The 14,275-nt window shown below is 70.0% G+C and carries 16 protein-coding genes and 2 pseudogenes; 10 read left to right on the top strand and 8 right to left on the bottom strand.

The window, feature by feature from the left end:
• Positions 1 to 811: MBL fold metallo-hydrolase (locus tag DQW85_RS36815; RefSeq protein ID WP_205315684.1), on the bottom strand; the 811-nt coding region annotated here is incomplete at its 3' end.
• A 57-nt stretch (positions 812 to 868) separates the two neighbouring features.
• Between DQW85_RS36815 and DQW85_RS36820 the strand changes: the two genes are divergently transcribed.
• Positions 869 to 1,525 (top strand): ArsR/SmtB family transcription factor, encoded by a 657-nt coding sequence (locus DQW85_RS36820; protein WP_113704362.1) that lies wholly within the window; start codon positions 869 to 871, stop codon positions 1,523 to 1,525.
• A 240-nt stretch (positions 1,526 to 1,765) separates the two neighbouring features.
• On the opposite strand, the gene DQW85_RS36830 is transcribed toward DQW85_RS36820, so the two are convergent.
• Complete coding sequence (locus tag DQW85_RS36830; protein ID WP_113704364.1) at positions 1,766 to 2,137, bottom strand: VOC family protein; 372 nt, start codon at positions 2,135 to 2,137, stop codon at positions 1,766 to 1,768.
• 80 nt (positions 2,138 to 2,217) lie between these two features.
• Between DQW85_RS36830 and DQW85_RS36835 the strand changes: the two genes are divergently transcribed.
• On the top strand, positions 2,218 to 2,679 hold the full coding sequence (locus DQW85_RS36835; protein ID WP_113704365.1) for a MarR family winged helix-turn-helix transcriptional regulator: 462 nt from the start codon (positions 2,218 to 2,220) through the stop codon (positions 2,677 to 2,679).
• A gap of 120 nt (positions 2,680 to 2,799) precedes the next feature.
• On the opposite strand, the pseudogene DQW85_RS45100 reads toward DQW85_RS36835, so the two are convergent.
• Positions 2,800 to 3,095 (bottom strand): annotated as a pseudogene (locus tag DQW85_RS45100) (FAD-dependent monooxygenase).
• 14 nt (positions 3,096 to 3,109) lie between these two features.
• On the opposite strand from DQW85_RS45100, the gene DQW85_RS48385 reads away from it, so the two are divergent.
• Positions 3,110 to 3,295 carry a hypothetical protein gene (locus DQW85_RS48385; protein WP_420819212.1) on the top strand — a complete coding sequence of 62 codons (186 nt, stop codon included), beginning with the start codon at positions 3,110 to 3,112 and terminating at the stop codon, positions 3,293 to 3,295.
• Here the strand turns inward: DQW85_RS48385 and DQW85_RS47790 are convergent.
• Both DQW85_RS47790 and DQW85_RS46205 read right to left on the bottom strand, forming a co-directional pair.
• A pseudogene (locus DQW85_RS47790) lies at positions 3,250 to 3,387 on the bottom strand (FAD-dependent monooxygenase); the annotation flags it as partial. The gene DQW85_RS48385 and the pseudogene DQW85_RS47790 overlap by 46 nt on opposite strands.
• Positions 3,336 to 3,584, bottom strand: a complete 249-nt coding sequence (locus DQW85_RS46205; protein WP_205315688.1) for a hypothetical protein — start codon at positions 3,582 to 3,584, stop codon at positions 3,336 to 3,338. The gene DQW85_RS46205 and the pseudogene DQW85_RS47790, both read right to left, overlap by 52 nt.
• A gap of 122 nt (positions 3,585 to 3,706) precedes the next feature.
• Here DQW85_RS46205 and DQW85_RS36850 point away from each other — a divergent pair, with 122 nt between their 5' ends.
• Positions 3,707 to 5,248 (top strand): serine hydrolase domain-containing protein, encoded by a 1,542-nt coding sequence (locus DQW85_RS36850; protein WP_240197672.1) that lies wholly within the window; start codon positions 3,707 to 3,709, stop codon positions 5,246 to 5,248.
• Between the two features lie 86 nt (positions 5,249 to 5,334).
• Here DQW85_RS36850 and DQW85_RS36855 read toward each other — a convergent pair whose 3' ends face one another.
• Both DQW85_RS36855 and DQW85_RS36860 read right to left on the bottom strand, forming a co-directional pair.
• A complete protein-coding gene (locus tag DQW85_RS36855) occupies positions 5,335 to 6,864 on the bottom strand; it encodes a ricin-type beta-trefoil lectin domain protein (RefSeq protein WP_205315686.1) in 1,530 nt (509 codons plus the stop codon).
• 169 nt (positions 6,865 to 7,033) lie between these two features.
• On the bottom strand, positions 7,034 to 7,441 hold the full coding sequence (locus DQW85_RS36860; RefSeq protein WP_113704369.1) for a RidA family protein: 408 nt from the start codon (positions 7,439 to 7,441) through the stop codon (positions 7,034 to 7,036).
• A 113-nt stretch (positions 7,442 to 7,554) separates the two neighbouring features.
• Between DQW85_RS36860 and DQW85_RS36865 the strand changes: the two genes are divergently transcribed.
• A complete protein-coding gene (locus DQW85_RS36865; RefSeq protein WP_113704370.1) occupies positions 7,555 to 7,935 on the top strand; it encodes a winged helix-turn-helix transcriptional regulator in 381 nt (126 codons plus the stop codon).
• 6 nt (positions 7,936 to 7,941) lie between these two features.
• Here the strand turns inward: DQW85_RS36865 and DQW85_RS36870 are convergent, their stop codons facing one another.
• Positions 7,942 to 8,613, bottom strand: a complete 672-nt coding sequence (locus tag DQW85_RS36870) for a CBS domain-containing protein (RefSeq protein WP_113704371.1) — start codon at positions 8,611 to 8,613, stop codon at positions 7,942 to 7,944.
• Positions 8,614 to 8,748: 135 nt separating this feature from the next.
• Here DQW85_RS36870 and DQW85_RS36875 point away from each other — a divergent pair, with 135 nt between their 5' ends.
• The 5 genes from DQW85_RS36875 to DQW85_RS36895 all read left to right on the top strand — a co-directional run.
• Complete coding sequence (locus DQW85_RS36875; RefSeq protein ID WP_113704372.1) at positions 8,749 to 8,952, top strand: DUF1918 domain-containing protein; 204 nt, start codon at positions 8,749 to 8,751, stop codon at positions 8,950 to 8,952.
• Positions 8,953 to 9,241: 289 nt separating this feature from the next.
• On the top strand, positions 9,242 to 10,447 hold the full coding sequence (locus DQW85_RS36880; protein ID WP_205315687.1) for an aspartate aminotransferase family protein: 1,206 nt from the start codon (positions 9,242 to 9,244) through the stop codon (positions 10,445 to 10,447).
• A 2-nt stretch (positions 10,448 to 10,449) separates the two neighbouring features.
• The gene (locus tag DQW85_RS36885; protein ID WP_162795676.1) at positions 10,450 to 11,769 is read left to right on the top strand and encodes a condensation domain-containing protein; all 1,320 of its coding nucleotides are present in this window, start codon (positions 10,450 to 10,452) and stop codon (positions 11,767 to 11,769) included.
• A 47-nt stretch (positions 11,770 to 11,816) separates the two neighbouring features.
• Complete coding sequence (locus DQW85_RS36890; protein ID WP_113704375.1) at positions 11,817 to 13,406, top strand: radical SAM protein; 1,590 nt, start codon at positions 11,817 to 11,819, stop codon at positions 13,404 to 13,406.
• Between the two features lie 10 nt (positions 13,407 to 13,416).
• Positions 13,417 to 14,275, top strand: an 859-nt coding sequence (locus DQW85_RS36895) for a hypothetical protein (RefSeq protein ID WP_162795677.1), incomplete at its 3' end; no start/stop codon positions are given.

The following is a 14,275-nucleotide window of genomic DNA, read 5'->3' on the forward strand; positions in this document are numbered from 1 at the left end:
CCGGCCGCACGTCGACGAGCACCGCCCCGTGGGCCGCGAGGCCGCGCACGGCCGCGGCGTCCAGCGGCGCCAGTGAGAGGTCCCCGACCGGCGGCGGGCCGACCCGGTTGGCCTCGGCCAGCCGCAGGAAGTACGGCGGGAAACTGCCCAGACTGTCGAGCAGCCGCTTCACGAAGGCGTCCTCGTCGGAGACCTGGAGCAGCGGGTTGGTCGCCTTCTCGGCGCCGATGGTGGAGGTGCGTTCGGCACCGGGCGGGGCCGAACAGAACGAGCCTGCCCCGTGCGTCGGCCACAGCGCGACGTGGTCCGGCAGCGCTGCCAGGCGGCGCAGCGAACGGTACTGGGCCCGCGCCAGCGCCTCGGCCCGCTCAGGACCGGATAGGTCGGTCCGAGCCGCCGAGCCGACGATCAGCGAACCGCCGGAGAACACCCCGATCGGCGTCGAGCCGTCAAGGAGCAGGAACGCCAGATGCTCGCCGGTGTGCCCCGGCGTGGCGAGCGCCCGCAACGTGAGCCCGCCCAGGTCCACCTCATCGCCGTCGCGCAGGCCGCGGTGGGTGAAGGTCCGGTGCCCGTCGGCGGAGGCCAGGATGGTCGCGCCGTCCTCGGCCGCCAGCTGGAGCGCGCCGGACAGGAAGTCGGCGTGCAGGTGGGTGTCGGCGGCCAGGCCCACCGTCAGGCCATGCCGTCGCGCCTGGCTCCGCAGCTCCCGCAGGTCACGGGAGGCGTCCACCGCCAGCGCCCGCCCGTCGCCCAGGTCGAGCAGGTAGGACGAGTTGCCCAGCCCCTCGTCCACGATCGGGATCACCATGTTGCCTCCTCCACCGCCATCTCCTACACTATTCCATGGATTTATGGAGGAATGTCAATGGGTGACAGAGCGGCCAAAACAGAGCTGTACGAGGCGTTCGCCGCCGTGGGCAAGGCGCTGGCCAGCGGCAGACGGCTGGAGCTGGTGGACCTCCTCGCCCAGGGCGAACGCTCGGTCGAAGCGCTCGCCCAGGCCGCCGGGCTCGGGCTGACCACCGCCTCGAACCACCTTCAGGTGCTCAAGCAGGCCGGGCTGGTGACGACCCGCAGGCAGGGCACCAAGGTCTTCTACCGGCTGGCCGGCTGCGACGTGGGCGCGCTGTGGGCGCTGCTGCGCCAGGTCGGCTCCGCCCACCAGGCCGAGGTCGAACGGGCCCGCGCCGCCTACTTCGGCCCTGGCGACACCGAACAGCTCACCCGCGAGCAACTCCAGGAACGCATCGCCGAGGGCGGCGTCACGCTCATCGACGTGCGCCCCGGCGAGGAATACGCGGCCGGGCACATCCCCAGTGCCCTGTCCGTCCCGCTCGACCAGCTCGCCGACCGCCTGGACGAACTGCCCGCCGACGGCGCCATCGTCGCCTACTGCCGCGGCGCCTACTGCGTGCTGGCCCGTGAAGCGGTGCGCGCCCTGGCCGCGCGCGGCCGGCACGCCGTCCGCCTGGACGAGGGCATGCTCGAATGGCGGCTGGCCGGCCTGCCGGTGGCCACATGACCCCCGACACCCCGGGCGAGCCGGTGGTTCTGGACGGCGGCGACCGCCGCTGCGTCCAGCTCCTGATCAAGCTGCCCGCCTCCGATCGCCCCGCCTACGCCATACGGGTGGCGGCCCGCCCACGGGCGACGCACCCGCGCTCACCCTGGCACCGCCCCCACCGATCCTCGGCGCAGGAAGGCTCACCTACAACCTGACTCCTGAGGACCGGCCGCCCGGCTTCTCGCGTCGCCTCGAGGGTCAGCCGCCGTGCGCGGTGAGGGTGTAGCCCTCGGGGCCGCTGAAGGTGAACATGCGGCCGAAGGGACCGTCCTGCGGCGGGCTGAGGATGGGCACCCCGGCGGCGGCGAGCTCGTCGTGCAGTCGCTGGGCGTCCTCGGTGCGCAACCACAGGGCCACCCCGAGACCGGGCCGCGGGACGCCGTCGAGCTTCACGCCCGGCAGCGGCTCGCGCACGGCGAACGGGATCGGCTCGGTGGCGAACACCACGGCACCGGGAGGCGAGGCCGGTGCCCGCCGCAGTCCGAGGTGCCGTTCGCAGAAGGCGGCTGCCGCCTCGACATCGCGCACGTGCAGAGCGACGAAGTCGGGGCCGTCGACGGTGACAGTCATGGGTTCCTCGATTCCTTGATGTCAGGACTTTGACATACAGGGACTGTACTCACAGCCGGTCCCTATGTCAAAATCCTGACATGGAAGACCTCAAGCCCGTGGACCCGCCCCACCCCGCTCAGGACGTCACCGAGCACGTGGGATACCGCCTCAAACGCGCCGCCGCGGCGCTGCGCGGCGCCATGGACAGAGCGCTGCGTGCGCACGGCCTGACGGTGCCGCAGTACGCCTGCCTCGAACTCCTCGACCAGCGGCCCGGCCTGTCCAACGCCGAGCTCGCCCGCGGCACGTTCGTCACGCGGCAGTCCATGAACGTCGTTCTCCGCGGCCTCCAGGACGAAGGCCTGATCTCCCGGCCCGCCACCACCGACCACGGCCGCGCCCTCCCCACCCACCTCACCGCGGAGGGGCGCGGCCGGCTGTACGCGGCCCGGTCCGCCGTGTACGCCATCGAACGGGACATGATCGACGCGATCCCGCAGCGGCGCCTGGCCGCCCTCCTCGCCGACCTCGACCGCATGGCGGCAGCCCTCGGCGGCTGACCCCGCCTCGGCCTCCTTCGGCCTGGCCCTCCCGTCGCAGCGCAACTGGAACGCGCATACGACGCGGGTCACCGGCGGGCACCGAGTCCCCGATCGCCGAACCAGGTGGCCAGGCCGTGGTCAGGGTGTCGGCGGATTGCGGCGGGTCGTGGTGGAGATCCAGGCCGTGTGCCCGTCGGGGCGCATGAGCAGCCCTTCGAGGTCAGGCTGTTCGCGACAGCGGGCATGGTGGACGTCCACCGCGCCGTCCCCGGCCTCGTGCCGTTCGCTGTGGTAGCTGTCCAGCAGGCCGTCCGGCGCGCGCCCGAGCCCGGTGACCGCCGGCTTCCAGCCCAGGTTGACCGCGTCGGCCAGGGCCACGTTCCCCCGACCGCTCCCGCCGGCGGATGGATGTGCGCGGCGTCCCCGGCCAGCACGACACGATCCGCACGTGGCAGGACGCGGAAGCACGAACGCCGTGCCGTGCTCGCCCTCGTTCACTCCGAACCGCAGGTCGTCCGGGTCGGCCGGCTCGACGTCGGCGAGCAGGCCGTACATGCCGGCCGGCGTGCCGGGAAAGCCGATCCCGGCGAGCTTGCGCACGACGCTGCGGCTGCCGTCGCAGCCGACCAGGTAGTCGACCCGGCTGCGCCCGGTCTCATCCCCGGCCTGGACGGTCACCTCGACCCGTCGCCGTCCTGGGCGAGGCCGATCACCTCCTGCCCCCACGACACCGCCGCCCCCAGCTCGGCGCCGACGATCTCCTCGATCCAGCCAAGCTCGGCTTCCCGCATCCGCACCGCGTACTCGACCTCGATCACGAACAGGCGCGGCGCCTCGCCGGCCTCCGGCACCTTGCGATGCTCGCGCCGGGTCTCCTCCAGCGACGCGCCGACCCGGCCGGCCCGCTCCCGCAACGTCGCCACGGCGCCGTCCGGCCCGAGGGCGCCCAGGTAGCTGACCGCCGACAGGAACTTGGGGCGGCAGGGACGCGGATCAGCTCGTCCACCCAGCGCACGAACTCCTCGCGCCCCGGCGCGGTGATCCGGTGGACGGTCCGCTCCGGCCGCGCGCCGACCCGGACCGTCTCGTACGCCTCGATCCACCCGGCCCGCTCCAGCGCGCGGACCACGTCGTGCAGGGAGCCCGTGGTCACCTTGAACGCCCGGTCCATGCCGCGTTCGCGCAGGGTCGCGGCCATGGCGTGGGGGTGCGTCGAGGACTCCATGAGCGGCCCAGCACCGCCAGCCCAGCGAGTTGGACAGATGGTAAAATGTCCTGTTTGAGGGTTTCCGAGGCCAAGAACGGACTGAGCACCGGCCACGGAGGACGTCGTTCCGGGAAGGCGCGCCCCACCCGCATCGCCGGGCTCGTGCTGTGCGTTGCCCTCTTGATCGCGAACTGCCCGTTCACCTCTGAGCCGACGCCCCCGGCGCTGAAGCCCATCGATCCGGCCGCGTTTCAGGCCGCCGTGGACGCCGCCGCCAAGAAGCTACTCGTGCCCGGGGCGGCGGTCCTGCTACACACCCCGGAGGGGACCTTCGAAGCGATGGTCGGCACCACGAAGCTGGGCACGCGGACGCCGCCGGATGCGAACACTCATGTCCGGATCGCCTCGAACACCAAGACCATGACGTCGGCGCTGATCGTGCTGCTTGCCCAGGACGGCAAACTCCGGTTCGACGATCCGGTGTCCACATACGTGCCAGATGTGCCCAACGGCAGGAACATCACCATCGCAGAGCTGCTGAAGATGCGCAGCGGGCTTTACGACTACACGGCTGCACCCGAACTGGCGGCGGCTCTGGACGCGGACCCGACGAGGGCCTGGACACCGCAGGAGGTGCTGGCCATCGCGTTCCGGCACCCGCCGCGGTTCCCGCCCGGAACGTCCTACGACTACAACAACACCAACTACGCGCTGCTGGGTCTGATAGCCGAGAAGGCCGGCGGGCGCCCATTGGGCCAGCAGTTCCAGGACCGACTGTCCGGCCCGCTCGGACTGCGGCAGACGTCGCTTCCCGCCGCCGACGACAACTCCATCCCGGACCGCTACTCGCATGGCTACATGTACGGCGGATCCGCCTACGCGCTGGTCGACAAGGACTATCCCGCCGGCATGCAGACCGCGGCACGCGACGGAACGCTCCAGCCCGTCGACTACACCAACCAGAACCCCTCCTACGCCACCGCCGCCGGCGGCGTCATCTCCACCGCGGACAACCTGGCCACGTGGATCCGAGCACTGGTCTCAGGCAAGGTCCTGAATGCCGAGTACCAGCGACAATGGCTTGACAGCCTGCAACCCGAGAACCCGGACGCACCCGATGGGCAGCAGTACGGCTACGGCATCTCCTATCAGCGTTTCGGGCAGAACGCCTCGATGTACTACCACGGCGGTGAGCTACCGGGCTTCAACTCGTTCATCGGTTACGACGCGGACAACCACGTGACGCTCGTGATATGGACGAACCTGACCCTGTCGCCCGAGGGGAAGACCACGGCGAACGCCCTGCTGCCGACAGTCCTCGATGAGATCTACGCCGGGCTGCCGGTGCCGCCCACACCATCCCCCGCTACCACCAGGTAAAGCCGCCGTTACACGGGGCGGACAGCGGAGACCCGGGCGGCGCGCCACGGCACGACCGCCCGGGTCTCACCCCCCGACTGTGGACGTCAGCCGTGACGCCACTTCTGGTTGCCACCGCCGTGGCAGTCCCAGATCTGCAGGCGTCCACCGTTGCCGGAGCCGCCGCCCCGGATGTCGACGCACTTCTTCGACTGCGGGTTGACCAGCTCACCGTTGTTCATCACGAACTGCTGCGCCGGGCCGCCGCTGCACCGGGCCACCTGGACGGTCGCGCCGTTGTTCACCGCCCCACCAGCGACGTCCATGCAGAGACCCAACGCCCGGACCGTGCCGTCCCCGGGCCACCACCAGGTCTGCCAATTGGTCCCGTTGCAGTCCCAGACGTGCAGATACTGGCCGTCCGCGGCGTTGCCGTTCGGCACGTCGATGCACCGGTTGCCCAGCCCGATCAGCCGGCCGGCATTGCGCCCGCCGAACGCCTTGAGGGTCAGGCCGTAGGCGTCGAGCGCCTCGTTGACCGGCTGGAACCACGAAGTGGCCCAATCGGTGTCACACGGAAAGGCATAGCCGGACATCAAGCCTTGGGCCTGGTTGCCCGACAGGTACGGGCCGCCGGAGTCGCCACCCGCGGCGCACGCCGAGGTCTCGGTGAGCCCGTACACGGTCCCGATCGCCGGGGGCGAGTCGTAGTCCAGCGTGACGTTCTTGGCCTTGACGGTGCCGCAGCGCCAGCCGGTCGTGGCGCCGGAGCGGCAGATGGAGCTGCCGATTGTCGCCTCCTCAGAGCCGGTCACCGGAATCACACCGTTGTTGTGATCGGTCACCCACGGTATGGGCGCCCAGTCGGCGTTCACCCCTACCCAGGCGTAGTCGTTGTCGGGAAACGACACTCCGAGGAATCTGCCCTGGCTCGCGCCGTTGGCCCCGGTGGTAGGGGCGCCGACGCCGCCGGCGACGGCCCCGCAGTGGCCCGCCGTGAGGAAACCGCCGGGCACCGCGAAGCCGACCGAGCAGTTCGCCGCGCCCGTACCGACCGAGAAGTTGTATCTCTCGCCGCCGATCAGGTTGGCCCCCGGCTTGGGTCCGCCGCCCGGCACCGCGACCACCCGTACGTCGTCCGCGGAGACGTCACTGTCCCGGACGAACCGCTCGCCGGACTCCTGGTCCTCCGACTGCACGACGACGCGGTTCGACGGCACGTCGACGCGCCAAGAGTGCACCCGCGGGCCGGCCCGCTTCGCATTCTTATCCAGAAGCGACATGGCCCGCCCAAGACGGTCAGCGCTCCGTTGGACCAGACGGAACTCGGCTCCGGCCGCGCGCACGACCGCTTCCGACGCCGGGTCAGTGCCCGCCACCACGAGCCGAGCGCCGCCGGAAGTGAGCCACGCACCGCTGAAGCGGCCGCCCAACGAGGCGCGCAGGCTCTTCTCGGTCTTGCGGGCCTCGGCCTCGTCCCGGAGCCGTTCGCGCGCCTGGGCATCGGTGACGCCGAGATCGCGCCGCATCGCGGCCAGCATGCCCTCGGGGACACTCTCGACGGCCGGGTCGGTGGGCGGTGGTTCCAGCGCCGCCTGTGTGGGCGGCACGGGCGCCACGGCAAACGCGGCTGCCACGGATAACAGGCATAACATCACGCCTCGAACACGTCTCATCTGACTCCCTCGACGATCTGCTGTATCGGGCCGGTGCCCAGTTCAGAGCGTCATGAGTCTTGATCGATTCGGTGTTCAGAAAGTAGATCATTTCCCGCCCAACTTGTAGCCAGGCCGGGCGTCGGCGAGGTCAGTCGATGACCGCGGTGACCTCCACCTCGACCAGATGGTCGGGTACGTCCAGTGCCGCGACGCCCACCAGCGTGCCCGGCGGCACCGGGGTGACCCCCAGCTTCGAGGCCGCCCGGGTGACCCCCTCCAGGAACAGGGGCATCTTGTCGGGGGTCCAGTCGACGACGTAGACGGTCAGTTTCGCCACGTCGTCGAAGGAAGCACCGATCCCGGCCAGGGCGGTGCCGACGTTGAGGTAGCACTGCTCGACCTGAGCGGCGAGATCACCTTCGCCGATCGTGACCCCATCGGCATCCCAGGCGACCTGCCCGGCGATGAAGACCAGCTTCGAACCGGTCGCTATCGACACCTGCCGGTAGACATCGATCACCGGCAATCCGCTGGGGTTCACCAGGGTGATGGCCATGCTGCCCGCCTCCTTCGAACCAAGACTCTCTTGGTCTCTTGTAGTTACTGAGGAACTGTAGGAGAGTGTTCGCTGACATGGAAGAACGCACTTTTCAGTGACTGGGGAACCTCATGGTGACCAAGCAGTTCACGGGCTCGCCCGACGAAGCGGACCTGACGCGCGCGGACTCGCTGGCGCGGGAGATCTTCTCCGACGTCGCCAACAAGTGGGCGCTCCTGATCATCGACGTCCTGGGCCGACGCACCCTGCGCTTCGGCGAGTGCCGGAATGAGATCGAGGGCATCAGCCACAAGATGCTCACCCAGAACCTGCGCATGCTGGAGCGCAACGGCCTGGTCGAGCGGGTCGTGCACCCCACCGTGCCGCCGCGGGTCGAGTACACCCTCACCGAGCCGGGGCGGGCCCTGCGAGAGACCGTCCACAGAATGTGCGACTGGACCCACCAGTACCTCGGCCACATCGAGGCCTCCCGCCGCCGCTTCGACACCTGAAGCACCTCAGGCGCGTGTGTCGTCCTCGTCCCACGCGATCTCGTTGACGACGTCGACGACGCCGTTGACCCGCTGTGTCAGCCGTCCGGCGATCCGCGCATCGCTACGGCGGTCGATGCGACCGCTCAGCGTCACCACGCCGTGCGCCACGTCGACCCGGACCCTGGAGGTCTCCACCCACAGCGAGCGCTCAAGCACCTCGTCGCGAATCTCGCGAGCGATGTCGGCGTCGCCGCGGGCGAACACCTTGAGCAGGTCGTGCCGCGAGACGATGCCCGCCAGGCGGCCGTTGGCGTCCACCACCACCAGTCGCTTGACGTCGTGCTCGTCCATGAGCCGGGCGGCCTGGACCACTGAGGTCTCGGGCGTGACGGTGATGGCCGGGGCGGTCATCAGTTCGGCCGCGGTGTCGCCCGCCGCCTTGTCCTTGGCGTCGCGGTGCCGGAGCCTGGCCCGCAATGGCGGACGGTAGCCCTCGCGGTAGTACTGGTCGCGGAATTCCTCCTTGCGCAGCAGGTCCATCTCCGATACGACGCCGATCACCCGGTCGTAGCCGTCCAGGACGGGGACGGCGCTGATGGCGTCGGCGATGAGCGTTTCCGCGATGTCCTTGAACGGCGTGTCCGCCAGAACCGACACGACCTGGGTGGTCATGATGTCTTTCACCTTGGTGCGCATGCTGCACCTCCTCGACATCTCCATCCCATCGCCGGGGAAGCCGCCTGAGTAGGGACGGAAGTCCCGACTCTCGGCGGCGGGAGTTCGGCCTGCTCCATCGCGGGCATGTGGCCTGAGAGCACTCCAGGAGGAGCCATGAAGGCAGCAGTCGGTGACCGGCTCGTGGTGGAAGGCGCGCATCAGGGCGAGCCGCGGCGCATCGGTGTCATCATCGCCCTGCGGCATGACGACGGCACGCCGCCCTATCTGGTGCGATGGTTCGAGGAGGAGCACGAGACCTTGGTCTTCCCAGGTCCCGACGCCCACATCGAGCACCCCGAACCCGGCGAAAGTAGTTGATCGGCGAACCCGTCGCGACCACTATGTCCCGACATATTACTTTCGGGTGGGCAATTGGCTGATCGCCCGCAGTCTCACGATATGAGCGAAACGCACCGTAATAAACGCCCCTTGACGGACCCTTGGACCGGTATAAGACTACGGTCGAGAGCAAGGAATACGGGGCGTGACAATGAGTGGATACCAGACTCCGGCCTCGAAAGAGCAGAACAAACGGCTCCGGAAAGTCGTCCCCGGAGGGGTGCATTACAGTTTCCGGACGCGCTGGGAAGCCAAGAATCTACATCTCGTGAAAGGCCGCGGTTCGCGGGTCTGGGACCTCGACGGAAACGAATACCTCGACCTGTGCGGCAAGTTCGGCGCGAATATTCTCGGCCACAATGACGAGCGTTATGTGGAGGGCATCGCGGGGACGCTGCGCGAGATCTCGGCGGCCAACCTGGGCACCGCCGAGTGCGAGACAGCGGAGCTGATCTGCGCGTTCGTGCCCGGTGCCGAGATGGTGCGATTCTCGCTCAGCGGCACCGACGCCGTGCAGAACGCGCTGCGCCTGGCCAGGGCCCACACCGGCAAGAACCGCTTCATTCGCTTCCACACCCATTACCACGGCAGCGCCGACAACCTTCTCGGCGGCGCGGTCGGCGACCTGGCCCACCCGGTCCCCCGCGAGTTCCCCGGTGACGCGGCCGACACCCTGGGCAAGGCGCGCGACGTCCTTCGCGACCAGTCCTTCCTGCTCCCGTGGAACGACGCCGAGGCCCTCGCGCGGGTGCTGGACGCGCACGGCGACGACGTCGCCGCCGTTCTGATGGAGCCCGTCTGCATGAACGGCGGCGGCGTGTGGCCGGCCCCCGGCTACCTGGAGAACGTGCGCCGGCTGTGCGACGCGCACGGAGCCCTGCTGGTGTTCGACGAGATCATCACCGGCTTCCGCATGGGACCGGGCGGCGCGCAGGAACAGCTCGGCGTCACCCCGGATCTGACCACGCTGGGCAAGGCCATGGCGGGCGGGGCCCTTCCCGTGTCGGCGGTGGCCGGCTCGCGGGAGGTGATGCGGCTCTACGAGGACAGGCGGGTGGTGCACGGGGGCACGTTCAATGGTTATCCGCTGGGGATGGCCGCGGTCCGCTCGACCCTCCGCATCCTCCGGGACTCGGGAGGCGCGGGCCATCTGGAGATGGCCAAGCGCCTGCGCGGCATCACGACAGCCCTGCTCGACGCGGCTGAGCGACACGGCTTCCGGCTGGAGATGAGAGGAATCGACGCGTGTGGCATCTTCCACTTCGCCGAGGACGGGCCGTCGCGCGGACGATCCCAGCACCTTCCCCTCATGCTGCTCGGCGAGGCGCTGGCCGGGCACGGCATCCTGGCCTCGAACCTGAACCGCCTGTACGGCAACCTCAGCCTCACCCCGTCCGACGAGGAGTTCTTCGCGCAACGGATCGAGGACGCCTTCACGAGCGTGCGCGCCAGCCTGCGCAAGCTGCTGGCCTGACGGTGGACCGGCAGAGCGGCGGGTCCGGCGGATGGCACGGATGGGCGCTGAGCCCGGTGCAGAAGGGCCTGCTCCTGCACCAGGGCGACGGCGGCACCGCGTACGTCGATCAGATGATCTGCCGGCTCAGTGGCGAGCTGGACGTTCCGGTGGCCCGGCGGACGCTCGACACGCTCATCGGCAGGCACGACGCGCTGCGCTGCCGCTTCACGGACGGGCTCGCGCGGCAGGAGTTCCCGGCCCGCGCCCCCGCGAAGCCGGCCTTCCGTGACCTCCGCGCCGCCCGGGATCCGCGGGCCCTGGTCGAGCGGTTCGCCGCGTACGACGTGACCCGCGGCCTCGACCTGCCGGCCCAGACCTCGCGGTGCCACTTGTTCCGGCTGTCGGCGACCGAGCACGTGCTTGTCTGGACCTACCACCACGCGATCGCCGACTCGTGGACGCTCCGCCTTCTCCAGGACGAGTTCTGCGAGATCTACCGCCGGGGCACGGCGCCGGATCCGAAGGCTCCGTCCATCACGAGCTACCTCGACTGGGTGGGGGCGCAGGACCAGGCGAAGGCTCGGACGTTCTGGCGCGACCACCTGGCCCGTTACCGCCCGCGGCCCGAGCGGCGGGCTTCGGGCCTGCACCGGGCGGCGCCGAGCGCGGCGACGGAGGTCCGGCTGGGTGCGGCGGTGCGGGCTGACGTGGAGGCGGCGAGACGGGCGTGCAAGGCCACGGCCAACGCGGTCATCCTGGCGGCGTGGGGCGTCTGCGCGCTCGACCTCTCGCAGCGGCGCGCGTGCCTCATCGGCTGCGTCACGGCCGGCCGGGGAGTGCCCGTCGACGGGATCGAACGGATGGCCGGCGCGCTGGCCAACACCGTGCCCGCCGTCGTCTGCGCCGGGACGGCGCTCGGCGACCTGGTCAGGCGGTTACGCGACCACGCGTTCGCGGCGAGCAGGCACTCCTACCTCTCCCTGGGCGACATCATGGCCTGCGCCGGGCTGCGCCCGGCCGACCTGCACAGCGTCGTGAACTTCACGCTCGACCGCGAAGAGGTCAAGACCGAGGGCCTGCCGTTCACGATCCCCGTCGTCCGCTACCACGATCAGGCGACGTTCCCCGCCTACTGCGACGTCGAGGTCGAGCGCGACGACGTCCGCATCCGCGTCCGATACGACCCCGACACCCGGTTCTTCTGCGGCGCCACGATCCGGCGGAAGTTCGCCCTCGTCCTGCGGAGCCTGCTGGAGAACCCCGGCGGCTCCGTCGGAGACCTGCTGGACGCCATGACCGCCGAAGAGTTCACCGCGGGTGAGGCTCCGCTCTCCTTCTGAAGTCCGACCCGAATCCGACCTGAATCCGACCTGAGCTAGGAGGCTCCGTGCTCGACTGCGTCGTCGTCGGGTGCAACCAGATGGTCTTCGGACACCACGTAGACCGGGTCCGCGCGATGGGCGAGCTGTCCGGCGCCCACCGCGATCTCCGGCTGAGCTACTACGCCGACCGCGGAACGGTGATGTCCTGCCGTGACTTCCTCAACGAGCGCCACCTCCGCGGGGAGCCGGACCTCAGCTACGACGACATGCTCAGCGCGACGGTGGCCTACCTCGGGAGCTTCCTGCACAGGCACGGCCTGTCCTTCGACTACGTCAACTCGTTCCAGGAGGGGAAGGAGAAGCTCCGCGCCCTGCTCGCCGGCGGACGGGTAAGGGCGGTGGCCGTGACCACGACCTACTACGTCGCCGCGTTCCCGCTCATGGAGGTCGTCGAGTTCGTCAGGTCCGTCAACCAGGACGTGAAGATCATCGTCGGTGGGCCGTTCATCCGCAACCAGTTCCTACTGCACGACCGCACCGGCTTCCGCTACCTGCTGCGCCAGATCGGGGCCGACTTCTACATCGTGAGCGAGCAGGGAGAGGCCGCCCTCGTCCGCACCCTCCAGGCACTGAACAGCGGCACCGGTTTCGACGGCATCGGCAACCTCGTGCGAGCGCGGGGCGACGACCACGTCGCGGGCGAGCTCCACGCCGAGCGCAACGACCTGGCGGGCAATCCGGTCGACTGGCGCCTGTTCTTCGGCGACTCCCGGCGCGAGCGCAGGCGGATGGTGATGGTCAGGACCGCCCGGTCCTGCCCCTTCTCCTGCTCGTTCTGCAGTTTCCCCACCCACGCGGGCCCGTACGAGTACATCAGGCCGGACGACATCTGGAGAGACCTCGACCGGATCGAGAGCCTCGGGTGCGTGAACAGCGTCACCTTCGTCGACGACACGTTCAACGTCCCCACCCACCGCTTCGTGACCGTGCTCCGCGGCCTGGCCGAGCGGGGCTACTCGTTCCGCTGGAACTGCAACTTCCGATGCCAGTACGCCAACGAGGAAACGGTCTCGCTCATGAAGGAGGCCGGCTGCGAGGGCGTCTTCCTCGGCCTCGAATCGGGCAGTGACGCCATCCTGGCCAACATGCGCAAACAGGTCACCGCCGACGCGTACCGGAGGGGGCTGGCGCTCCTCAAGGACGCCGGCATCCTGACCTACGCGTCGTTCATCGTCGGTTTTCCCGGCGAGACCGAGCGCACGGTGCGGGAGACGACGGACCTGATCGAGGAAGGGCGGCCCGACTTCTTCCGCGCCCAGCTCTGGTACTACGACAGGACGACGCCCATCCATCAGGAGGCGGACAGGTACGGCCTGGCCAACTCGCAGTTCGAATGGTCGCACGACTCGATGACGGCGGCCGAGGCGGCGTCCTGGGTGGACCACCTGCACGGGACGGTGACGGGCTCGACCTGGCTCCCGCAGAACGACTTCGACTTCCCGGGCCTCTTCTGCCTGACGAGCAGGGGCTGGAGCACCGGCCAGATCAAGGACGCCCTCCGGGACTTCAACCGGAGAGTGTCGGCCGCCCTGGACGCCGGCACGGCGCCCTCCGTGGATCCCGCGCTCGTCGCGGACGCCGAACTGGGCTTCTGAAGGGGGCACGATGGACGACGCGCCTGACACGGCCACGTACCGGCGGCAGCGGCACTACTGGCGCAGCCGCGGCGTGCGCACCGACGCCGACGCGTTTCTCGACGCGCTGTCGGCCACCGCCCCCGGTCCGGCGGGCCTGGCCCACGAGGAATTCGCCCTGCGGGCCGATGACATCCTGCGCGTCTGCAAGGGCTCCGAGCTGTCGCTGTACATCGTCCTCGTCGCGCTGTTCAAGTGCGTCGCCGCGCGCTACGCCGACGACGGGCTGACCACGGTCCTGTCCCCGCCCTACAGGCGCGACGGAGCCGGCGGGATGGTGGTCGTCCAGGATCGGCTGGATCTCGGCGATTCCGTGCGGAGCGCCGTCGAGCTGGTCCGCGGCACGGTGCTCGGCGCGTACACCAACCAGGACCACCCGCCCGACGAGGCCCGGCGCCTGCTGAACACCACTCCCCTGCTCCTGCTGGACGGGATCCACCGCGTCGAAGGCACTCCGTGCCCGATGGTGATCCGCTTCGCGCCGCGGGAGCGCTCGCTGACGGGGCTCGTCAGCTACGACGCCGGGCGGCTGCGGCCGGATCTCGTCTCCCAGTTCCTCGACACCTTCGTGGAGTTCGCCGACAACGCGACCGGGGACTACTCGCGGCCGGTCAAGGACGTCCCGCTCCTGTCGCCCGCGGCGGCCGGGCAGGTGGAAAAGCTGTCCCGGGGCCCCGGCCGCGCGCATCCGAGCGCGGGCCTGCACGAGCTCGTCGAGGCGCGGGCACGCCAGACCCCGGACGCCGTCGCGGTGGTGTGCGGTTCGGAGACGGCGAGCCACGCCGACCTGGACGGGATGGCCGGCCGCGTCGCCCGCGGCCTCCGGGCCG

The sequence above is a fragment of the Nonomuraea lactucae genome, assembly GCF_003313395.1.
Classification (GTDB): Bacteria; Actinomycetota; Actinomycetes; order Streptosporangiales; family Streptosporangiaceae; genus Nonomuraea; species Nonomuraea lactucae.